This window comes from Pseudomonas sp. B6(2017) (assembly GCF_002112765.1).
In the GTDB taxonomy this organism is placed as follows: domain Bacteria; phylum Pseudomonadota; class Gammaproteobacteria; order Pseudomonadales; family Pseudomonadaceae; genus Aquipseudomonas; species Aquipseudomonas piscis.
Genome location: NZ_NEIQ01000001.1, coordinates 294,929 through 317,367, shown reverse-complemented (window position 1 = coordinate 317,367; position 22,439 = coordinate 294,929). Strand labels below are relative to the sequence as shown.

At 66.8% G+C, this 22,439-nt stretch carries 17 protein-coding genes; 6 read left to right on the top strand and 11 right to left on the bottom strand.

Features of this window, described 5'->3' with window-relative positions:
- Positions 1-4: 4 nt before the first annotated feature.
- A complete protein-coding gene (locus CAG11_RS01510; protein WP_085594210.1) occupies positions 5-862 on the bottom strand; it encodes an NAD-dependent epimerase/dehydratase family protein in 858 nt (285 codons plus the stop codon).
- A 189-nt stretch (positions 863-1,051) separates the two neighbouring features.
- Between CAG11_RS01510 and exbB the strand changes: the two genes are divergently transcribed.
- From exbB to CAG11_RS01480, 6 genes are all read left to right on the top strand, one after another.
- The gene (gene exbB / locus CAG11_RS01505; RefSeq protein ID WP_085594208.1) at positions 1,052-2,062 is read left to right on the top strand and encodes a tonB-system energizer ExbB; all 1,011 of its coding nucleotides are present in this window, start codon (positions 1,052-1,054) and stop codon (positions 2,060-2,062) included.
- 6 nt (positions 2,063-2,068) lie between these two features.
- Positions 2,069-2,497: a TonB system transport protein ExbD gene (exbD, locus tag CAG11_RS01500; protein WP_085594206.1), complete on the top strand. Its 429-nt coding sequence runs from the start codon at positions 2,069-2,071 to the stop codon at positions 2,495-2,497.
- Positions 2,494-3,246: an energy transducer TonB gene (locus CAG11_RS01495; protein ID WP_085594204.1), complete on the top strand. Its 753-nt coding sequence runs from the start codon at positions 2,494-2,496 to the stop codon at positions 3,244-3,246. The genes exbD and CAG11_RS01495 overlap by 4 nt, the downstream gene beginning before the upstream one ends.
- Positions 3,247-3,393: 147 nt before the next feature.
- Positions 3,394-4,314 (top strand): hydrogen peroxide-inducible genes activator, encoded by a 921-nt coding sequence (locus tag CAG11_RS01490; RefSeq protein WP_022641853.1) that lies wholly within the window; start codon positions 3,394-3,396, stop codon positions 4,312-4,314.
- A 9-nt stretch (positions 4,315-4,323) separates the two neighbouring features.
- Entirely contained in the window at positions 4,324-6,399 is a 2,076-nt protein-coding gene (recG, locus tag CAG11_RS01485; protein ID WP_022641854.1) for an ATP-dependent DNA helicase RecG, read from the top strand.
- 79 nt (positions 6,400-6,478) lie between these two features.
- On the top strand, positions 6,479-7,879 hold the full coding sequence (locus CAG11_RS01480; protein ID WP_085594202.1) for an aminoacyl-tRNA deacylase and HDOD domain-containing protein: 1,401 nt from the start codon (positions 6,479-6,481) through the stop codon (positions 7,877-7,879).
- Between the two features lie 94 nt (positions 7,880-7,973).
- Here CAG11_RS01480 and CAG11_RS01475 read toward each other — a convergent pair whose 3' ends face one another.
- From CAG11_RS01475 to CAG11_RS01430, 10 genes are all read right to left on the bottom strand, one after another.
- On the bottom strand, positions 7,974-8,357 hold the full coding sequence (locus tag CAG11_RS01475) for a hypothetical protein (RefSeq protein WP_022641855.1): 384 nt from the start codon (positions 8,355-8,357) through the stop codon (positions 7,974-7,976).
- A 140-nt stretch (positions 8,358-8,497) separates the two neighbouring features.
- Positions 8,498-9,430: a type VI secretion system-associated lipoprotein TagQ gene (gene tagQ, locus CAG11_RS01470; RefSeq protein ID WP_085594200.1), complete on the bottom strand. Its 933-nt coding sequence runs from the start codon at positions 9,428-9,430 to the stop codon at positions 8,498-8,500.
- Positions 9,431-9,513: 83 nt separating this feature from the next.
- Positions 9,514-11,196, bottom strand: a complete 1,683-nt coding sequence (locus CAG11_RS01465; RefSeq protein ID WP_256578554.1) for an SUMF1/EgtB/PvdO family nonheme iron enzyme — start codon at positions 11,194-11,196, stop codon at positions 9,514-9,516.
- A gap of 22 nt (positions 11,197-11,218) precedes the next feature.
- The gene (locus tag CAG11_RS01460) at positions 11,219-12,421 is read right to left on the bottom strand and encodes an ABC transporter permease (RefSeq protein WP_085594195.1); all 1,203 of its coding nucleotides are present in this window, start codon (positions 12,419-12,421) and stop codon (positions 11,219-11,221) included.
- On the bottom strand, positions 12,421-13,137 hold the full coding sequence (locus tag CAG11_RS01455; protein WP_085594193.1) for an ABC transporter ATP-binding protein: 717 nt from the start codon (positions 13,135-13,137) through the stop codon (positions 12,421-12,423). The genes CAG11_RS01460 and CAG11_RS01455 overlap by 1 nt, the downstream gene beginning before the upstream one ends.
- Positions 13,137-16,223: a serine/threonine-protein kinase gene (locus CAG11_RS01450; protein WP_085594191.1), complete on the bottom strand. Its 3,087-nt coding sequence runs from the start codon at positions 16,221-16,223 to the stop codon at positions 13,137-13,139. The genes CAG11_RS01455 and CAG11_RS01450 overlap by 1 nt, the downstream gene beginning before the upstream one ends.
- A gap of 2 nt (positions 16,224-16,225) precedes the next feature.
- Positions 16,226-16,960 (bottom strand): PP2C family serine/threonine-protein phosphatase, encoded by a 735-nt coding sequence (locus CAG11_RS01445; protein WP_022641861.1) that lies wholly within the window; start codon positions 16,958-16,960, stop codon positions 16,226-16,228.
- Complete coding sequence (tagF, locus tag CAG11_RS01440; RefSeq protein ID WP_085594189.1) at positions 16,961-17,614, bottom strand: type VI secretion system-associated protein TagF; 654 nt, start codon at positions 17,612-17,614, stop codon at positions 16,961-16,963.
- Positions 17,611-21,114: a type VI secretion system membrane subunit TssM gene (gene tssM / locus CAG11_RS01435; RefSeq protein WP_053133605.1), complete on the bottom strand. Its 3,504-nt coding sequence runs from the start codon at positions 21,112-21,114 to the stop codon at positions 17,611-17,613. Before tssM ends, tagF begins: the two co-directional genes overlap by 4 nt.
- Positions 21,111-22,436 carry a DotU family type VI secretion system protein gene (locus CAG11_RS01430; protein WP_085594187.1) on the bottom strand — a complete coding sequence of 442 codons (1,326 nt, stop codon included), beginning with the start codon at positions 22,434-22,436 and terminating at the stop codon, positions 21,111-21,113. Before CAG11_RS01430 ends, tssM begins: the two co-directional genes overlap by 4 nt.
- Between the last annotated feature and the right edge of the window lie 3 nt (positions 22,437-22,439).

Here is a 22,439-nt window from a genome sequence, read left to right as displayed (position 1 = left end):
TGCCTCAGCCCTGTCCTTCAAGAATCGCCGCATACCCCTCGCGATAGCTGGGATAGCGTGGCACCCAACCCAGGGCCTTCGCCCGGGCGTTGCTGCAACGTTTGCTCCCGGTGCGCCGGACGCTGGAGTCCGCCGCCCATTCCGTCACTCCCAGGTACTCGCGCAGCCAGCCGACCACCTCTGCCAGCGGCGCAGGCGCATCGTCCACGCCAATGTAGCAATCCTCCAGCACTACCCCCGCGTGGTCGGCCTTGAGCAGGCAGGCCAGCAGGCCGGCGGCATCGTCGGCGTGGATACGGTTGCCATACAAAGGCGGCTCCACCGCCACTCGATAGCCCCGACGCACCTGGGTCAACAGCCACTCACGCCCAGGCCCATAGATGCCGGTCAGGCGCACCCGGCTGGCGGGAACTCCACTATCCAAGGCCACTTGCTCCGCCTCCAGCATCAGGCGCCCGGAGTAGGCACTGGCCTCGGCGGGAGAGGTTTCATCGATCCACTCGCCATCCTTCTGTTCGTAGACGCTGCTGCTGGACACGAACAACAGGCGCTTGGGGCGCTGGCCGTGCTGCTTGAGCCAGCCCAGCACGTGCTGCAACCCCTCGACGTAGGCGGCGCGATACCCGGCCTCATCATGCTCGGTGGCCGCGGCGCAATACACCAGGTAGTCCAGGGGTTCCCGGGGCCAGTCCGTCGGGCACTGCTCGCTGAACAAATCGCCGGCGACGCCAAGCACCCCCTGGGGCAAATGCGACACCGTACGACGCAAGCCATGGACTCGCCATTGCTCGGCCAACAGTTGAGTCGCCAGGCGACTTCCGACATCGCCGCAACCGGCGATCAGAATAGAGGGGGCAGACATCAGAAAACTCCTTGCACAAAGGTCAAGCCTAGCTTTCGCAGTGGACGAACGGCTAGCAATCGAAGAAAAAAAGATACTCTATTACTTCTGTTAACAAGAATTACTTGCAATAATGACCACCCATTTTGTTCTCGGCCCTGCGAGGCCTAGAAGGACATTCACCCTATTCTCCTCTCAGGTCCGGCCAGCATGACAAGCAACCCATTCTCCGTCTCGCCAACCACACGCCCAAGCCCGCTGCGCACCATGGGCGCAGCCACCGCGCTGCTGTGCAGCCTGCTGCTGGCCCCGACCGCAGCCTGGGCCGACCAGCACGCACCAGCCCCGGCTCCAGCCGCCTCCGCGCCGGTCGCCGAGCACCCAGCCACCGATCCGGCAGCACCTGCCACGGCTCCCGCCGCAGCTGCGGCAAACGACGAACAAGCTCCGGTCGATGGCCAGCCACTAGCCGCCCAGGATCTTCCCGAAGTCCTGGAAGCCGACAACACCCTGGGCATGGCCCACGACCTGTCGCCCTGGGGCATGTACCAGAACGCCGATATCATCGTGAAGCTGGTGATGATCGGCCTGGCCATCGCCTCGATCATCACCTGGACCATCTGGATCGCCAAGGGCTTCGAGCTGATGGGCGCCAAGCGCCGCCTGCGCCATGAAATCGCTGCCTTGAAGAAGGCCACCAACCTCAAGGAAGCCAGCGCCGGCGCAACCAAGCAAGGCACGCTGATCAACCTGCTGGTCCACGATGCCCTGGAAGAAATGCGCCTGTCGGCCAATAGCCGGGAGAAGGAAGGCATCAAGGAGCGCGTGAGCTTCCGCCTGGAGCGCCTGGTAGCCGCCTGCGGCCGTAACATGAGCAGCGGCACCGGCGTGCTGGCCACCATCGGCTCCACCGCCCCCTTCGTCGGCCTGTTCGGTACCGTGTGGGGCATCATGAACAGCTTCATCGGCATCGCCAAGACCCAGACCACCAACCTCGCCGTGGTTGCCCCGGGTATCGCCGAAGCCCTGCTGGCCACCGCCCTGGGCCTGGTTGCCGCGATCCCGGCAGTGGTGATCTACAACGTCTTCGCCCGCTCGATCACCGGCTACAAGGCCCAGGTGACCGACGCTTCGGCTGAAGTCCTGCTGCTGGTCAGCCGCGACCTGGACCACCAGCCAGGTGAGCGTTCCGCACAACCGCACATGGTGAAAGTGGGGTAATCGGCCATGGGCTTGCATTTGAAGGAAGGGGCAGGCGACGACCTGGCCGAAAACCACGAGATCAACGTCACGCCGTTCATCGACGTGATGCTGGTGCTGCTGATCATCTTCATGGTGGCCGCTCCCCTGGCCACCGTGGACATCAAGGTCGACCTCCCCGCCTCCAGCGCCAAGCCGGCGCCGCGCCCTGAGAAACCGGTGTTCCTCAGCGTCAAGGCCGACCAGCGCCTGTTCCTCGGCGACGATGAGATCAAGGCCGAGACCCTGGGCGCCGCCCTCGACGCCAAGACCCAGGGCAAGAAGGACACCACGATCTTCTTCCAGGCCGACAAGGGCGTTGACTACGGCGACCTGATGGGCGTGATGGACAACCTGCGTGCGGCCGGCTACCTGAAAGTCGGCCTGGTCGGACTCGAGACGGCAGCCAAGAAATGATCACGACGCGCCAAAGACTGACGCGTTACAGCGGTAGCCTGGCCGTGGTGCTGGGCGTCCACGCGGCGGCGATCGCACTCGCCCTCAACTGGTCCAAGCCACAGCCGATGCCCATTCCACCCCAAGCCATGGTGGTCGAATTGGCGCCTGCCCCTGTGCCGCCTCCTCCGGCACCACCGAAAGTGGTGACCCCGCCACAACCACCGGCGCCGGTGGAAGAGCTGCCGCTGCCCAAACTCGCCGAAGCGCCCAAACCCACCATCTCGGTGCCCAAGCCGGTCAAGCAGAAGCCCAAGCCACAACCACCAAAGCCAGTGGAAAAGCCTGAGCCGCCGAAGGAAAAACCTTCCGACGAAAAGCCCAGCGACGCTCCGGTGACACCGGCAACGTCGAGCAACCCGGCACCGGCGACCCCAGGTCCATCGCCAGCCCAGGCGGCCGCCAAGGCCAACTGGCAGGGCGAGCTGCAGGCGCACCTGGCCAAGTACAAGCGCTACCCGAGCGAAGCCCAGCGACGCGGCAAGGAAGGCACCAACTCCCTGCGCTTCGTGGTGGATGCCGAAGGCAAGGTACTGTCCTACGAGCTGGTCGGGCGTTCAGGCAATGCCGACCTGGATCGCGCCACCCTGGACATGATCCGTCGCGCCCAACCGCTGCCCAAGCCACCCGCCGACATGCTCAACAACGGCAGCGTGGAAATCACCGCCTCGTACAACTACGAGATCGACCGCAGCCGCGGCCGCCGCTGATCCAAGGCAAGGGCACCCCAGGGTGCCCTTCGCATTCAACCCGTCCGACGCAAGCATTGGCGGGTGTCGCACTCCTCCCTCAGTCTGATAACGTGCGTCTATCGATTGCAGCCGTTATGCTTGGCCGCAACCTCACGGACGCCCGCTATGACCCTTACAGAACTGCGCTACATCGTTACCCTTGCCCAGGAGCAGCATTTCGGCCATGCCGCCGAGCGTTGCCATGTCAGCCAGCCCACCCTCTCGGTCGGCGTGAAGAAGCTCGAGGACGAACTCGGCGTGCTGATCTTCGAGCGCAGCAAGAGCGCCGTGCGCCTGACACCGGTAGGCGAAACCATCGTCGCCCAGGCGCAGAAGGTCCTGGAGCAGGCCCAGGGCATCCGTGAACTGGCCCAGGCCGGCAAGAACCAGCTGACCGCCCCGCTCAAGGTCGGCGCCATCTATACCGTCGGCCCGTACCTGTTCCCCCACCTGATTCCACAGCTGCACCGGGTCGCCCCGCAGATGCCGCTGTACATCGAGGAGAACTTCACCCACGTGCTGCGCGACAAGCTGCGCAACGGCGAGCTGGACGCGATCATCATCGCCCTGCCGTTCAACGAAGCCGATGTGCTGACCCTGCCGCTGTACGACGAACCCTTCTATGTGCTGATGCCCAGCGACCACTCCTGGACCCGCAAGGAAACCATCGACGCCAGCCTGCTCAACGACAAGAGCCTGTTGCTGCTGGGTGAAGGCCACTGCTTCCGCGACCAGGTCCTGGAAGCCTGTCCGACCCTGACCAAGGGCAACGACGGCGCCAAGCACACCACCGTGGAGTCCAGCTCGCTGGAAACCATCCGCCACATGGTCGCCTCGGGCCTGGGCGTCTCGATCCTGCCGCTGTCGGCGGTGGACAGCCACCACTACGCCCCGGGGGTCATCGAGGTCCGTCCGCTGACCCCGCCGGCACCATTTCGCACCGTGGCCATCGCCTGGCGCGCGAGCTTCCCGCGGCCCAAGGCCATCGAGATCCTCGCCGACTCGATCCGCCTGTGCTCCGTGGCCAAGCCGCCCGTCGCCAGCTAAGCCGCCACCATGACCGAGTTGTCGAAGGTGCCGGTGACGGCACTCAAGGGCGTCGGCGAGGCCATGGCCGAGAAGCTGGCCAAGGTCGGCCTGGAAAACCTCCAGGACGTGCTGTTCCACCTGCCCCTGCGCTATCAGGACCGTACCCGCGTGGTCCCCATCGGCGCCCTGCGCCCGGGCCAGGATGCGGTGGTCGAGGGTACCGTCAGCGGCGCCGACGTGGTCATGGGCAAGCGCCGCAGCCTGCTGGTGCGCCTGCAGGACGGTACCGGCGGCCTGAGCCTGCGCTTCTACCACTTCAGCAACGCCCAGAAGGAAGGCCTCAAGCGTGGCACCCGGGTACGTTGCTACGGCGAGGCCCGCCCGGGCGCCTCGGGGCTGGAGATCTACCACCCCGAATACCGCGCCATCAGCGGCGACGAACCACCGCCGGTGGACCAGACCCTGACCCCCATCTACCCGCTCACCGAAGGCCTGACCCAACAGCGCCTGCGCATGCTCTGCCAGCAGAGCCTGGCCATGCTCGGCCCCCGCAGCCTGCCGGACTGGCTGCCCGAGGAGCTGGCCCGGGACTATCAGTTGGCGCCCCTGGACGACGCGATCCGCTACCTGCACCACCCACCGGCCGACGCCGATGTCGATGAGCTGGCCCTGGGTCATCACTGGGCCCAGCACCGCCTGGCCTTCGAAGAGCTGCTGACCCACCAGTTGTCCCAGCAGCGTCTGCGCGACAGCCAGCGCTCCCAGCGCGCGCCGGTGCTGCCAGTGGCCAAGAAGCTGCCGGCCCGCTACCTGAAGAACCTGGGCTTCGCTCCCACCGGCGCCCAGCAGCGAGTAGGCAACGAGATCGCCTACGACCTGAGCCAGCCCGAACCCATGCTGCGGCTGATCCAGGGTGACGTCGGCGCCGGCAAGACCGTGGTCGCCGCCCTGGCGGCCCTGCAAGCGCTGGAGGCCGGCTACCAGGTGGCGCTGATGGCGCCCACCGAGATCCTCGCCGAACAGCACTTCATCACCTTCAAGCGCTGGCTGGAGCCGCTGGGCCTGGAAGTCGCCTGGCTGGCCGGCAAGCTCAAGGGCAAGAGCCGCAGCGCCGCCCTGGAACAGATCGCCGCCGGCGCGCCCATGGTGGTGGGTACCCACGCACTGTTCCAGGACGAAGTGCAATTCAAGAACCTGGCCCTGGTGATCATCGACGAGCAACACCGCTTCGGCGTCCAGCAGCGCCTGGCCCTGCGCCAGAAAGGCGTGGGCGGCCGGCTTTGCCCGCACCAGTTGATCATGACCGCCACGCCCATTCCCCGGACCCTGGCCATGAGCGCCTATGCCGACCTGGACACCTCGATCCTCGACGAACTGCCGCCCGGGCGTACTCCGGTGAACACCGTGCTGGTGACCGACAGCCGCCGCATCGAGGTGATCGAGCGAGTGCGCGCCGCCTGTGCCGAGGGACGCCAGGCCTATTGGGTCTGCACCCTGATCGAGGAGTCCGAGGAACTCACCTGCCAGGCCGCCGAGACCACCTACGAGGACCTCTCCAGCGCCCTCGGCGAACTGCGGGTGGGGCTGATCCACGGCCGCATGAAGGCGCCGGAAAAAGCCGCGGTCATGGCCGAATTCAAGGCCGGCAACCTGCAACTGCTGGTGGCCACCACGGTGATCGAGGTCGGGGTCGACGTGCCCAATGCCAGCCTGATGATCATCGAGAACCCGGAACGCCTGGGCCTGGCGCAACTGCACCAGTTGCGCGGCCGGGTCGGCCGTGGCAGCGCCGCCAGCCACTGCGTGCTGCTCTACCATCCGCCGCTTTCACAAATCGGTCGTCAACGCCTGGGCATCATGCGTGAAACCAACGACGGCTTCGTCATCGCCGAAAAGGATCTGGAATTGCGCGGCCCGGGGGAAATGCTCGGCACCCGGCAGACCGGCCTGCTGCAGTTCAAGGTCGCCGACCTGATGCGCGATGCCGACTTGCTGCCCGCCGTGCGCGACGCCGCCCAGGCACTGCTGGAGCGCTGGCCGACCCACGTCAGTCCGCTGCTGGAGCGCTGGTTGCGCCACGGCCAGCAATACGGTCAAGTGTGAACCAAGCCTCAGTTAGTGAACCATTGGAATGACCAAGCTGGTTATACTGGTCACATTGTAGAAAAACGGATACCACGCCATGACAGAAGTTGCCCTCGCCACTGCAGCCCCGCACGCGCCATCTGTCATCCGGTTGCTGCTCGGCAAGCTGGCCATCGGCTATAACGAAGTCATCGACCACCCCGAACTGCCCGCCTCGCGCAAAGTCCAGGCGGTGTTGCTCGATGACGCCGTCGGCGCCCTGATGGTGCTGTTCCCACAGAGCCAGTTGCTGGACCTGAACCGCCTCGCCGAGCTCACCGGCCGACGCTTGCGCTCGGTCTCCACCGAACGCCTGGAGCGCATGCTCGGCAAGCACAGCCTGAGCCTGCTGCCTGGCCTGCCGGCCCTGACCAGCTCGCCCTGCCTGTACGAAGAAAGCCTGCTGCACGAGCCCAGCCTGCTGATCCACTCGGGCGAGCCGGGCGTGCTGCTGGAAATCACTCGCGAAGACTTCAAGGGCATGCTCAGCAAGGCCAGCGCCGGTACCTTCGGCGAGTCCCTGAGCAGCATCCGCCCCAACCTCGACCGCCCGGACGATGACCGCGAGGAAATCTCCCAGGCGATGCAGGCCTTCACCGCCCGGCGCATCCAGCAGCGCCTGGAAGCCACCATCGAGATCCCGCCCCTGGCGGAAACCGCACAGAAGATCATCAAGCTGCGGGTCGACCCCAACGCCACCATCGACGACATCACCGGGGTAGTGGAAACCGACCCGGCACTGGCCGCGCAGGTGGTGAGCTGGGCGGCATCGCCCTACTACGCCTCGCCGGGCAAGATCCGCTCGGTGGAAGACGCCATCGTCCGCGTGCTCGGCTTCGACCTGGTGATCAACCTCGCCCTGGGCCTGGCCCTGGGCAAGACCCTGAGCCTGCCCAAGGACCAGCCGCAGCACGCCACGCCGTACTGGCAGCAGTCGATCTACACCGCCGCGGTGATCGAGGGCCTGACCCGCGCCATGCCCCGGGCCCAGCGCCCCGAAGCCGGCCTGACCTACCTCGCCGGCCTGCTGCACAACTTCGGCTACCTGCTGCTGGCCCATGTGTTCCCGCCGCACTTTTCGCTGATCTGCCGGCACCTGGAGGTCAACCCGCACCTGTGCCACAGCTACATCGAGCAGCACCTGCTGGGCATCAGTCGCGAGCAGATCGGCTCCTGGCTGATGCGCTACTGGGACATGCCGGACGAGTTGTGCACCGCCCTGCGCTTCCAGCACGACCCAGGCTACGACGGCGCCAATGCCGAGTACCCGAACCTGGTCTGCCTGGCAGTGCGCCTGCTGCGCAGCCGGGGCATCGGCTCCGGCCCCCGCGAAGAAATTCCCGAGGCCCTGTTCGAACGCCTGGGGCTCAGTCGCGACAAGGCCGAGGATGTGGTGAGCAAGGTGCTTGAAGCCGAGGTATTGCTGCGCGAACTGGCCTCGCAATTCAGCCAGGCCTGAGTCTTTCTGCAGGCCCTTGCGGCCTGCAGAGTCCCTTCCGGATCATCTCCTGCGACCGGTCGCGGCCCTGCCGCCGACTGGCGCGTCGAACGCCTCAAGCCTTGGGCTTGGACTTCTTGGGCTTCAGGTACTTGGTCAGCCCCTGGAACCAGATCACCAGCGCCGGATTGCCCTTGATCTGGATCGACTTGTCCTGGATCCCGGTCATGAACGCCAGTTGCTTGTTCTTCGCCTGCATGGTGGCAAAGCCGTACGCCGCGTCCTTGAAGGCGATGGCGAACGCCGGCTCGGGATAGAACCCCGAACGACTGGTGACACGCTGGTCCTTGACGAAGAAATGCCGAGCAACCTTGCCATCGAGCGTCTGCAGCTGGAAAACCAGCTCCTTGTCGCCCAACTGTTGCTGGAAAGCGGGATTGTTGCGACTGGCTTTGCCCATCAACAGGCCAAGCACCCAGAGGAGAAAACGAAATTTCATGCGCGGCGCCTCAGTGGAATTATTGGATGGCCGGCGCAGTGTAACCTGTAACTCGCCGAGCGCCAGCCGATCCGTTCGATTGCTCGAAGATCGCCTGGCGTTCAGCGCTTATCGCTACATCTTGTCAGACAATCACTGACTCAGACGTTAGGACAAGGTACCGGTGCCCAGTCGCCCAGGTCCGGGTTCTTGCACATGCTGTTGACCTGGGTCTGGCCGGTGGTGGCCACCTTGTTGCTCTCGGCCTGCTTGGTCTTGGCCTGCTGCATCGACTTCTCGGTGCTCACCGCTTCCTTGGGCACCACTGGCAGCTTCGCCTTCGGAGGGGTCTTGCCCTTGCCCTTGCCTTTGCCGGTGCTGGTCACTGCAGTGGTGTCGGCGGTGGCGACCTTGACCACGTCGGTGCGCTGCACGCCCACCTGCTGCAGGTCTTGCTCATAGGCCTGGTTGTACTTGCTCAGGTCCTCGCTGGCCCGACCGTTCACCGCGGTGATCAGGTCGTTGGATTCCTTCAGGCCGCTGACGATTTCCGCCAGGCGCTTGCGACCTTCGACATCGTTGATGCTGTTGGCCTTGCGCGCGCTGATCAGGCTGTCGAAAGCGCGCTGGTAGCACGTCTGCGAAGCACGGGCATAAGCGGTGCTGCGGTCGATGTCGGCCACGCTCTTGTTGACGTCGGTAGCGTAGGAAGCGATGCGCTGGTTGTCATCGGCAATCTGCTTCTGGCGCTCGGTGTAGTAGCCGGCAGCACCGCCAGCCAGGGCACCACCAGCAGCGCCGATGGCCGCGTTGCGACCACGGTGGTCGCCATCACCGGTCAGGGCACCGAGCAAGGCGCCGCCAGCAGCACCCAGGGCGGCACCGGTGACGACCGACTTGGTCATGTCCGAATCAGTGGCACGCAGGTGCTGCACCGGCTCGTAGCAGCTCGGGTAGTACTCGACCTTGGTGGTGGAGGCCACCTTGGATACCGGAGAGGTCGCGCAACCGGTCAATACGGTGCTGAACCCGGCGGCAACCAACAGCAGGTGACGCTTGGACGTTGAAGCAAATGGGTTGCGGGAAAAAAGCATGTTCGTGATCTCGATTAAGTTTGACCAACTCGGCGCGACTCAAGGTCGTCCGAGATCCTCCAGGCTCGACAGACAGCGGCCGGTCACGACTTCTGACCGGTCGATGCGAGCAGTTCCTTCAAAATCGTCGCCGGGTCGGCCCGCTGTTTCTGGCGGTAGTCCCCGACATGGCGAACGAATAACGTAGCGCGCGTCACCAGGCTCTTGCCGAGCACCGGCTTGCGATTGAGCTCTTCCTTGATCCGTTGAAATTGCGCCTGGATCACCGCGTCGGTGTAACGGGTGCCCGTGGCCAGGTTATCGATATAGATCGCCACCGCCCCGTCCAGGGCGCTGCGGCCGTTGTCGATGGCTTCGGCGAACAGCTTGGCGCTGGGTTCATCCTTGGCATCGAGGGCTTGCTGCTGGCTCTTTTTCAGGTTGGTCAGGCGAATGTTGTAGTTGTTGATCGTCTCGGCCACCAGTGCCGAGGACTGGATCAGGTTGCCCGCCGCTTCCTCGCGCTGTTGGGCGATCAGCGAAACGTTGCGCTTGAGCTCTTCGTTCACCAGCCCCAGCTCGGCCTGTAGCCGTGGGTCGACGCTGGCGGCGATGATGCTGTCCAGGCGCTTGGTCGGGTCCTGGGCGTCGTCGATGGCGTCGGTCAGGGACGCCAGGCGCCCTTCCTTCTGCCACTGGGCGAACAGTTCCTTGTAGCGCGAGCGCGGCGCCGACAGCGCCCCAATGGCCACCCGGAAGCCGGTGGTCTCGTTGCTCTGCTCGGTGCCATCGGCGGCGAACAGCGGGTATTCGCGGCGCATGCCGGTGAACAGCGTGCCCTCGCCTTCCAGGTAGTTGCCGCCCTTGACCACGAAACCACCATAGGTGCCCTGGCGCCGGCCGGCGTGCACCAGCTGGAAGGACTCCTGGACCATCTCCGCGGCGTTGCCGATCACGTCGAACAAACCGATGGGGTTGGGCAACTTGGTGCCGATGGGCATCAGTCGTGCCGCCTGGCCGGTACCGCCAGCCACCTGGTTGAACACCGCCCAATCGCCCAGCGGGCCATCACTCTCGCTGCCCTCCACACGCCGTGGGAATAGCCGGCCTTCCAGCTCCTGGCGGCTCACCGCCTGGCCACCACGGGCAGCGTATTCCCACTCCACTTCGGTGGGCAGGCGCACGAAGCCCAGGCCGCCGTCGTCGGCAGAACCGCCACGCCCGCTGACCGGCAGCAGGTCGCGGTGGTTCTTCATCAGCCAGGCGCTGTACACCGCGGCGAAGCGCTCGGCCTCGAAGCGCGACAGCTTGACCTTGGGCAGGCGCCCCTGCATGCCTTGCGGCGCCTCGCAGGCCGGAGCCGGCTCGCCGCTGGCCAGGGACTGGGCCTGGGCCATCACCTGGGCGTACTGGCGAGCCGTGACCTCGTACTTGCCGATGAAGTACATCATCGGCTTGAGCGGCACCCCGGTGCCGGCCTTGGGCAGCAGCGGGCCGATGGTCTTGGCCCAGGGGCCCGGCAAGTCCTTGAGGGTGAACTGGCCGTTGATGTAGTCCCGCCGGTAGCCGGAAATGAACGACTGCTGGTAGCCGCTCTCGCCCTCGGCGAAGGGATAGCCGAGGTTGATCTCGCGGTCATCCAGGGTGCCCTGGGCCAGCACGTAGACGTAGCGGAACACCATCTCGCCATCGCATGGCAACGGCAGGCTGACATCGCCGGCCAGGGGCTTGGGGTTGTCCATCTTGTTGTCGGGCTCTTCGGCCCACACGGCGCCGGCCAGAGTCATGGCCAGCACGGCGCTGATCAACTTATACATCGCGAATTCCTTCACAGGCTTCAATGCGCGCCACCCGCCAGCCGCCCAGCGCGGCGGCCAGGGTGCTGACGCCCAGCGTCGCCAACAGGGCCAGGCCGAAGTGGCCCGGCAGCAGATGGCTGGCGTACTCGCCCGGCACCTGCATGAACAAATGATTCAGCCCGGCCTGGGCCAGGGCATACAACACGCCACTCAGCACGGCGGCGAAAGCGGCGCTGTACAGCGCCTGGGCCACCACGAACAGCAGCAGAGCCCCGGTGGAAAAACCCAGCAGGCGCAGCACCGACAGCTCCCGGCGCTTGCGCTCCACCGCCGCCAGGGCGCCCGCGAAGATCGCCGCGAAGGCCCCGGCCAGGGCCAGCCCGGCGATGATCCAGAACACGATCGACAAGTTGCGGCTCAACGACTGCACCTGGGCGATGGCCTGGGCCTGGGTCGACACCAGCAGGCCGCGCTCGGCGAAATAGCGGCGCAGCGGCTCGACATCGTCGAGGCTGCGTGCATACAGGCGAAACGCCGGGTACACCCGCTGCCCGGCCTGGGTCGGGGCGCCACCGGCCCAGCCCATGGCCAGCACCGCACGGCCGTCGCGATAGTCCTCGGCAGCCTCCAGCAACTCCAGCGGCGCCAGCAAGGCATCGCGGGCAAAAGCCTCCAGGGGCAACACACCCTCGACCTGGACCCGGGTCCGCTGCACCTCGCTTCGCCCGGCCACCTGGCGGCCGAAACTGGCCTGCAGCCAATCCCCAGGCCGGGCCCCGAGCTTCTCGGCGGCGGTACGGCTGAGCACCACCCCATTCATGCCTTGCAATGCCGGCAACGACCCCAGCAAGGGATCGGTAGGCGCGGTAGGCAGCATTTCCACGGTCAGGCCAACATCCCCCTCGCCTCGCGCCAACTCCGCCGTGGCGGCGATCTGCCGGGTCCTGGGCAAGGCGAACGCCACGTCCGGGCGCTGACGCAGTTCGGCAATGAACGCGGCACTGAAGCGCCCGCCGCCCAAGGGGATGATCTCGCGCACCGCCGGGTCCTTCTCCAGGCGCTCGGTCAGGCTGCCGACCAGGCCGAACTTGAGTCCGAACAGCACCAGCAACGGCGCGATCACCGCCACCAGGGCCAGCACCGAGCAGGCCGAAAGCCAGGTATCGGCCCGGTAGTCCTGCCAGGCCAGCGCCGCGATCAGGGCTGCACGCATCAGCACGCCTCCCCGAGGGTCGCGGTCACGCCGCCATCGACATCGCGCTGGCAGGCGATACGCCGGATCTGCAAGCCATTGGCCCGCGCCAGCGGTTCATCGTGGGTGGCGACCACGCAGCACAGCTGCTGGTCCCGCGCCTGTTGCACCAGCAGTTGCATCACCCGCTGGGCATTCAACGGGTCCAGGGCCGCGGTCGGTTCGTCCGCCAGCAGCACCTGCGGTCCATGGGCCAGGGCCCGGGCGCAACTGACCCGCTGGCGCTGGCCCACCGACAGATCGGCGGGCTTCTTGTGGAGCTGGTCGACGATCTCCAGGCGCTCGGCCAGGCGCCGGGGAATGCCCTCGTCGGCCAGGCCCAGCATCTTGCGCGGCAGGCTGATGTTGCCCCGCACATCGAGAAACCCCAGCAAGCCGCCGGTCTGCAGCACATAACCCAGGTGCCGGCTGCGCAGATCGGCCAGGACGCTGTGCCCGGCCTGCTTCCAGATCCCGGCGATATCGAGGGTTTCCCGGTCCGGGGCGAAATCGAAGCGCCGGCTCGAATCCGGGGCCAGCACCAGCGCCAGCAGGTCGAGCAAGGTGCTCTTGCCGCAGCCGCTGGGGCCCACCACCGCCAACTGGTCGCCCGCGCGCAATTGCAGCCTGGGGATCACCAGGCTGTAGCGTTGGCGTCCCTCGCCGCGGCTCTTGCGCACATCCAGAAGGTTCAGCATCAGGGCAGGGTCGACAACGGAACGCGGTACAGGGCATCACCCGGCTCGGCATCGCCGAAGCGCACCCAGTTGGCCAGGTCGTTGTGGAAGGTCTCGTAGAGACGGATCTTCGAATCCAGTTCGTCGATGAAGTCTTCCTGTTCGGCCACGCTCAACGACAACCACAGGTCCTGGGTCATGTTCAGCGACTTGCTGCGATACGGCAGGCCTTCCAGGTATTCCCCCAGCACGCCGCCATCGGCAAGGTTGCCGCCCTTGCGCAGGGCCGCCGGATCGCGGCTCATGTAGGCACTGGCGCTGGCGATTTCCTGGAAGAAATCCTTGGGCGAGGTCTGGGTCTTGCGCGCCGCGTCGACGATCAATTTCAGCGACTGCTGCAAGTCGTTGAGCTGCAGCTTGGTGAGCATCACGCAGACCTGGAACGCCGGCAGCGCCGGGTTGGTCAGGTCGCGGTCGGCGGTCCAGGCGCTGACCAGTTGCGGCGCCTGGCTGGCGGATTTGTGCCCGAGGAAATCCATGTGCATGGCGTAGCCGATGGCCGCCGACTTCTCGGCGATGCTCGGGCTCGCCGCCAGCAGCGGGACGGCCTGCTCCTGGTTGCTGCGCACCTGGTGCACCAGGTCGGCGAACACCGTGCCGATCTCGTCGACCCGCTCGCCGAACTTGCCCACGTCGCCACCGGGTACCGGGATGTACAGGTCGCCGATCTTCGGGTTGGCGTCGGCGGTCAGCACCCGGTATTGGGTCTCGGCCTGGGCGTGGTTCTTCTTGCCGGCATCGGAGCGCAGGTGCAGGGCATAGATCTTGATCTGCTTGCCCAGGGCCGCCTGGCGCACTTCGGCCTCGTTCATCTGGGTCCGGCTGTAGGGATCGTTCTTGCGCAGGGCGCCGGCATCGCTGACCAGCAGGATCAGGCGGCCGCCGTAGCCCTTCCAGTCCATGCCCTCCACTGCCTGCATGATCCCGGCGAAAGCATCTTCGTTGAACGAGTGGCTGGACACGCTGGTGGCCTTGACCTGGCTCACCAGCTCCTGGAACCGCTGGGGATCGCGGCCCTGGTCCAGGGTCACCAGGGTCTTGGCGACATACTCAAGGCCCGGGGTCTTCTTGATGTTGTTGCGAAAGCCCACCAGGCCGAAGCTGACGCTGTCCAGATCGCCGCGCGCGGCCAGCTTGCCTTGCAGCTCATGCACCACATCGCGGACCCGGTCGATGTAGGGCTGCATCGACACCGAGGTATCCACCACCAGCACCACGGCGGTGCGGAACGCGTCACCGGCGGCTGGCGCGGTATTCACCGGCAGGCGCTTGCCGGCGCTGTCGCTGATGCTCTGCGGGCTATTGCCCGGGTCGATGGAAGCGACATTGAGCAACTGCACCGGCTGGCCGTTCTCGTCGAAGCTCTCCTTGGCGTCGAAGATCGGCAGCAGGTAGAACTGGTCCTGGGGCACCGCGCTGGCATTGGGTTCCAAGGCCAGCACCTGCTGGTCATCCTGGGGGTTCTTCTGCGCATTGAGCAGCAGGTTCTTGGCCGCCGCAGGATCGGCCAGCAGGCGTTCCAACTGGCTGGCCTGGCGCACGAACATCACCGGCGCTCGCCCGGAGCGCTCGGTGAACTTGAGCACCAGGCTCTGCTTCCAGTCGCTGACCTGGTCCTCAGGCAGCCAACCGGCGCTGCGACCATCGCTGGCCGCGCCCAGGCGCAACCAGGTGCGGCCGTCGAGGCTCTTGCGCTGATACACGTACAGCACCGAGAACGCCGGCACCGCCGCGCCCGGGGCAGCTCCGGGCTCGCTGGAGAAACTCGCCCCAGGCTTGCTCAGCACTCGCTGGAACAGGGTCTTCTTGCCCGCCATCAGCAACGGCCGCTGGCCGCCATCGGCATCGCTCGCCACGGGCTGGTTCACCGGCGGCGCCACGCTGGGCGTGCTGGCGCTACCGGAGGCCGGGGTGCCGGCCACGGTCTTGGGCGCTGGCTGCGGGCTGTCCCCGGACAGCCACCAATAGCCACCACCAGCCACGGCCAGGGCTACCGCCACGGCCACGCCGGCCAGGGCCAGCACCGGGCCACGCCGCTGCCCGGCCGGCTCGGCGCCCTGGGGCGGCAGGCTGGAGACGCGCTGGGGCTGCGCCACAGGTTCCGCACGCGGCTCCTGGCGCGGGGCCGGTTGCGGGGCCTGCCGGGGAATCTCGATGGAGACCGGGGTCAACCCGGCCAGGTCGTTGCCCGCGGGCACCTCCAGGGGCGGCAAGGGCAACGGCTGGATCAGCGTCGCCTCGACCTCCGGGGCCGCCGCCGGCAGGTTGTCCAGGGCCGCCAGCAAGGCTGCGGCATCCGGGTAGCGCTCCGCCGGGTCCTTGGCCAGCAGCTTGCCCAGGATGTGCTGGTAGCGGCCCTGGTGCACCGGTAGCTCGGGCAATGGTTCGGTGAGGTGGGCCAGGGCCGTGGACAAGGCATCGGTGCCGTTGTACGGCAGCTTGCCGACGAGGATTTCGTACAGCACCACGCCCAGGGCATAGAGGTCGGCGCGGCCGTCGATGTCCTGGCCACGGGCCTGCTCGGGGCTCATGTAGCTCGGAGTGCCGACGGCGAAGCCGGCCTGGGTGAACTGGGTGCGATCATCCAGGGACTTGGCGATGCCGAAGTCCGAGAGTACCGCCGTGCCATCGGCGCGGAACAGGATGTTGGCCGGCTTGACGTCACGGTGTACCAGCCCCTGGGCGTGGGCATAACCCAGGGCCGAGGCGATCTGGCGGATGTAGGTCAGGCCTTGCTCCGGGGTCAGCCCGGCGGCGATGCGCTCCTTGAGCGTGCCGTTGGGCAGGTACTCCATGGCCATGTAGTACAGCTCGCCGACATTGCCGATGTCGTGGATGGTCACGGTGTGCGGGTGGGACAGCCGCGCCAGGGTCTTGCCCTCGCGCAGGAAGCGCTCGCAGAAGCTCGGGTCGGCGGCCAGCGAGGCAGCCATGACCTTGAGCGCCACCTTGCGCTCCAGGGAGCGCTGGGTGGCCAGGTACACGCTGGCCATGGCGCCTTCGCCAATCTCGCCCTGGATATCGAAGCCGGGAATCAGAATGTCCATGGTCAGTGTCCTGCGGCCTTGATCACGATCGCGGTGATGTTGTCCGGCGCACCCCGGGTCAGGCCCAGGTGGATCAGGCTGCGCACCACATCGTTGGGCTCGTTGTGACTGAGCACGTCGCGCAGCTCGAAGTCCTCGGCGGTCTTGTTCAGGCCATCGCTGCACAGCAGGAAGGTATCGCCGGCCTGCACTTGCAGGTCGACCTGGGACAGCTCCAACTGGGCCTCGACACCAATGGCACGGGTGACGATGTTGGCCCGCGGATGAACCCGCGCCTCGGCCTCGCTGAGCAGGCCGCTGTCCTGCAGGTCCTGGACGTAGCTGTGATCCCGGGAGATGCCCTCCAGTTGCTCGTCACGCAGCCGGTACAGGCGGCTGTCGCCAGCCCACAGGCACACCGCCTGGTCGCCGCGTACCGCCAGCAGCACCACGGTGCTGCCCATCATGGTCACGCCACGGTTGGCGGTTTCCTCGCGCACCGCGGCATTCACCGCCGCCAGGGCATTGCGCAACGCCGCGACGTAGTGTTCCAGGCTGTCGCCGCCCGGCACCGCGCGCAGGCTATCGACGATCAGGCTGCTGACGTAGTCGCCGGCGGCGTGCCCGCCCATGCCGTCGGCCACCAGCCAGAGGCCGGTTTCCGGGGCTTCGAGCCAGGCGTCTTCATTGATTTTCCGCACCATGCCGACATGGCTGTAGCTGGCGGACTGATAGGACAGTTGTGGCGCTGAACGCATTTAGACGGCACCCTCTTGCCCGAGCAGAAATTGCCCAAAATCACTGGCTGGCGGCAGCCCCTGGCAACGCAGCAGCATCGGACTGATGTACTGCGAGCCACGTCCCCACCAGACACTCGACCCGTCCAGGGCCAGGGCGGCCAGTACCGTCCCCCGGGCCTGCGGATCATTGACATAGAACCGTTGCAGGCCGGCGTAATGGCTGCCCTCGGCACGCGCTGTCGCCAGCGGCGCCCCCAGGCCCTGCAAGCCTTCTTCCAGAGCCTCGAAACTGGCGCCCTCGTCGAGGGTTGCCAGCAACAGCTCCTCCACCTGTTCGAACCACTGGTCCGGGCCGCTCACCAGCGAGGCCAGGTCTTCGCCGGGCTCCAGCAGCGCGGCGACCGTCAGGGGGAAATAGCGCCCGACCCGGTCGATGCTCGGCATCACCACCCCGACCGCCGCCTGGGGCCCGCACAGGCCCGGGGCCAGGGCGAAACGCCACAACGGGCTGACCAGGTAGGCGTTGAGCCAGTGCTCGCCCATGGCGTTCTGGCTGGCCAGCAAACCCGCCGCCAGCCAGCTGTCCCAGGGGCCGATGAAGCTCTGCGGCAGGCCACGGCTGACGAAATCGCCACGGCTGGCCAGCTTGCCGTACAGGCCGGGCGCCGTCATAGCCGCTCCGGCAGGCTGAAGCCGCTGAGCACCCGGCTCTTGAAGGGGTTGAAGGCGCTGCTGGCACGCAGCTCATAGGAAATGCTCGCGCCATCGACCCGCAACCGCAGGTTGAAGCGGTCCGGCGAGTTGGTGGCGGAAAGGTCCGATTGCTCCAGCAGGCGGAACCAGGCCCAGGGGCCGTCCAGGGTGATCCCCGAACGCCCGCTGGCCGACGGCGGCATGATCGACAGGCGCACCACGCCGATGCTTCCCGGGTTCGGCCATTGCATGGCCACCGGCCGGCTCGGGCCGTGGTCGTAGCTCAGTTGCTGGCCATCCAGGTCGAGCAGGAACTGGCTGATATTGGCGTCCATCTCCACCGGCTTGAGCTCGAAGCGCACAGCCGGCTGGGTGCCGCCGCTGGAGCGGAAGAACGCATCGCGGATGTTCGAAGCACGCTGGAACGTCTGCAACACCCCGGGGGAAATCCCCAGTTTCTGCGCCGCTCCCGGCTGCCAGCTCCAGGTAGCAGTGGAGGTGTTGACGTAGGGCTGCAGGTACTTGCGGAAGTAGCTGTCCATCACCCCGCCCGCACCGAAGAACTGGCCGAAGTCCTCCAGGGTCGCATCCCGCGAACTGCCCGGCGACATCGGGTAGCGCCCGCTCAGGGATTGGCGGTAGACATTCACCACCTCGCTGACCCAGGCCGCGTTCAACTGGTTGCGCACCCCGCCCATCATGGTGTTGGTGGTGGAACCGACCACCGACTTGACCAATCCCTGGACCACTGGCGGCTGGCGCGCGGCGGTCAGGCTGACCCGGGCCGCGGCGGCGCTGGCCTGGTTCTTGGCTTCGCCCAGCAGCGCATCGCCGCTGGCGCCGACCATGGCGCTGACCTGCACGTACAGGGCGTTCATGTCCGCCAGCAGGCCATCGATGGCCGCCGGCTCACCCTCGCCCTTGCTCACCAGGCTGATCAGGTCGGCGAAGTGCAGGCTCACCGGGTCTTCGCTGGCCACGGCCGCCGGACCCGCTGCCTGCTCCTGGCCCAGGAGCGAACCCAGGCGCTGCTTGAGCTGGTCGACCCCGCCCTCGACCTTCTGGCCCTGGGCCGCCAGCAGGCGTTCTTCCTGTTGCAGGTCGGTTTCCCTGGATACCGCCACCAGCAGTTTTTTCAACGGCGAGGTGGGACCGGAGATGATCCGCAGCACGTCGGCGGCCTGGGCCACGCTGGTGATCGGCACGAAGTCGATGTCGGCCAGCAGCGCGTCCCACTGGCGCAGGTAGTCCTGGAAATACAAGCGGCGCACATCGGCGGCCAGGCTGGCGACGTTCTGTTGCTCGGCCTGGTCGCGGCCCAGCACCCACTGCTCCTCGGCCAGGGTGCCGGCCTGGTTGACGCTGGCCAGCAGGAAGCCCTCGCGATAACCCTTGGCGGTGAACAGCCCGCTCAGGGGTTCGCTCAATGGCTTGCCGCTCTTGCGCGTGAACACCAGCGCCGCATCGCGGCCACCGGCTTCGCTCAGGCGAAAGTCCGGCACGCCGGCCGGAAGCTTGGCGCGCTTGACCCGGTCGTAGACCCGCTGGGCCACCGGCAACTGCTGCAACTGGCGGCGCAGGTCGTCGATCAGGCGCTGGTCCAGGCGGGCATTGGGCGGATGCTTCTCGAACAACGCCTGCAAGTGCCCGGTCAGGGCCTGGCGCTGGTCGGGCGGCAGCTCGCGGGACAGGGTCTGGTCCCAGTCCAGGGTGATCCAGGCCTTGATGAAGTCGGCATCGTAATGCTCGTTGTCAGCCAGCATCAGGTAGGCCTTGAGCCCCTCGTAGAGGAAGTCCGAGTTGCCGCCGCTGTGCAGTTGTTCTTCGATGCGGGTCATCAACCGTGGGGCGAACACCGCCACCAGCAGCTTGCGATAGACGCTGGCGGACTCGGCCTCGAGCATATCGCCCTGGTACAGGCCAAGACCCTCGGCCCAGCCCGGGGCATCGCCGGCCAGGTTGCGGGTCGCGTTGAGCAGCGGCAGCACCGCCAGCACATCGCGCTGGGCCGGGCTGAGGTTCTGCACGCCCTGGCGCACCGGCGCCACGCGCTGGTCGACCTGGGCGATATAGCTCTGGTTGGCCCGGTAGCTGACGATCCACAGGGTGCCGACCACCAGCACCAGGGCCACGCTGGCGGCCAGGGCGCCACGGGCGATCCATTTGCGCCGACGCTCGACCTTGGGGTTGACCCCCACCAGCCCGCGCTCGGCGAAAGCCACGGCACTGAACAGCTTCTCGATGAAGTAGCTGCGGCCGGTGCCGGTCTGGCGCGCCAGGTGCTGGCGGTCCAGGTTCATGCTCTGGGCCATGGCGCCGATCAGGCGGTCGATGGGGCTGCCTTCCTGGGTGCCACTGGTGAAGTACACCCCGCGCAGCAGCACCCGCTCTTCGAAGGCATTGGGCTTGAACACGCCTTCGAGGAAGCCCTGCAAGGACTCCTTGAGCGCGGCGAACTGCTGCGGGAAGCCGTAGATCAGGTCGCGCCGTGCCGGGTCGCGCTCCTGTTGCAGGCGCTCCACCAGGCGTTCGTTGAGGCGCTGCTCCAGGGCCGCCAGCTCCGCCGGCAAGTGCGCCAGCGGGCTGTCGCTGCCCTTGCCGTCATCCAGGGCGAAGGTCATGCCCCAGACCTGGGCTCGCTCTTCCTTGCTCAGGGAGTCGAAGAACTCCATGAATCCCGGCACCAGGTCGAGCTTGGTCAGCATCAGGTAGATCGGGAAGCGCACGCCCAGCTGGGTGTACAGCTCCTGGATCCGCAGGCGGATCGCCGCGGCATGGGCCGCTCGCTCCGCTTCACTGCCCAGCAGCAGGTCGGACAGGCTGATGGCCACGAAGGCGCCATCGATCGGCCGCCGCGAGCGCTGGGTCTTGAGCAGGTCGAGAAAGCCCAGCCAGGCCGCCTTGTCGACGTTGGCATGGCTGTCCTGGGTGGTGTAGCGGCCGGCGGTGTCCAGCAGCACGGCCTGGTCGGTGAACCACCAGTCGCAATTGCGCGTCCCGCCGACACCACGCACGGCGCCGGCACCCAATTGTGCCGCCAGGGGGAAATGCAAGCCGGAGTTGACCAGCGCGGTGGTCTTGCCCGAGCCGGGCGGACCGATGATCACGTACCACGGCAGTTCGTAGAGGTTGCGCCTCTCGTCACCGCCGAGCTTGGCCTTCTTCAGCAGCACCAGGGCCTCGTCCATGCGCTGGCGCAGGGCCGCCAGCTCCTCGGCGGTGGCCAGGCTGTCCGGGTCCGGTGGCGTGTCGGCCGCCAGGCTCTGCAAGACCTTGGCCGCATGCCGGCGGGCCTGGATGATGCGAAACACCCGGTAGGCGATCCACACCGCGAAGATGAAGATGATCAGCGCCCAGCGCCGGCCTTCCGGCACCAGGAACTCCAGCAGCGGGCCGATGAACCAGATGATCAGGCTCAGGGCGATCAGGCCCAGCAGCGGGATCACCCAGCGAATCACAAAACTGAAAAACGCCTTCACTCGACCCCCTCCGCCAATACGCTGATTTCTACCCGACGATTACGCGCCCGCCCTTCGGCAGTGGCATTGGTGGCCAGCGGTTCGGTATCGCTGCGGCCTTCGGCGCTGAAGCGTGCCGGTTGCCCGGTCTTCGCCACGAGGATCTCCTGCACCGATTCGGCGCGGGCCTGGGACAGCTTCCAGTTGGAGGGGAAGCGCAGGGTGGCGATCGGCCGATTGTCGCTATGGCCGGTGATCCGTACCTGGCCCTTGACCTTGCGCACGGCATCGGCGATGCGCAGCATCAACGGCTGGTACTCGTCGCGGATGCTGGCGCTGGCGGAAGCGAACAGCTCGTCGCCACGGATGGTCACCACCGAGCGGTCGGCGGTGTCTTCCACCGCCACGCGCCCGGCACGGATATCGTCGGCCAGGAACCCGGAAAGGCGCGGACGCTCCACCACCTTGGGCTGGATCACCGGACGGTCCAGGGTCTGCACCGGGATCTCGCCCAGGGCATGGATGTTCTTGAACACCGGCTCGGCATCCGCCGCCAGCTTCAGGCGCAGGCCGAACAGCAGGGCCAGCAGCAACGCCACACCGATGGCGATGCCGACCCAGGGCGGCATGAACTGGGCCAGGCGGTCCCGGGCCACGGTCACTCCGCGCCAGTGGGGCGACAGCTCACGCTCATGTTCGCCACGGGCGCTGCGAATGGTCGCCGCAGTACGCTCGCGCAGGGCCTCGAGCTGGCTGCGACCGTCGATCATCACCCGATAGCGGCCTTCGAAACCCAGGCACATGCACAGGTACAAAAGCTCCAGCAGGTACAAACGCTCGCGCGGGCTCTGCAGGCAGTGCTCCAGCAGCTGGAACACCTTCTCGCCGCCCCAGGCCTCGTTGTGCACGGTGATCAACAGGCTCTGCTTGCCCCAGTCGCTGGTGCTGCCCCAAGGCGTGCTCAGCACCGCCTCGTCCAGGGCGGTACACAGCGCATAGCGGGCCAGCAACACATCGTTGCGCGGTACGCCAGCGGCCTCGGCACGCTCCTCGAACTGGCGCAGGTAGGCCAGCAGTTGCGCCCGCAGGCTGGCCGGCGCCGGATGCGCCAGGGTGCTGCGCAGGCGGGTGAGCAATGCCAGCAACGGGCCAGCAGCGCTCTCCAGGGGGTTCAGGCCCTGGGCCTGGCCGCAAGCCAGCGGCGCCGCCGGTATCGCCAGCGAGGGCGCCGGAGCGGCTGCCGGGCGCCCGGGCTCGGGCGCGCGACCACCGGGGCGCGGCATGAATTGGGTGCGGTCGTTGGCCGGGGACGGCTGCCCTGCCGAATCGTCGAACGGATGCATCGC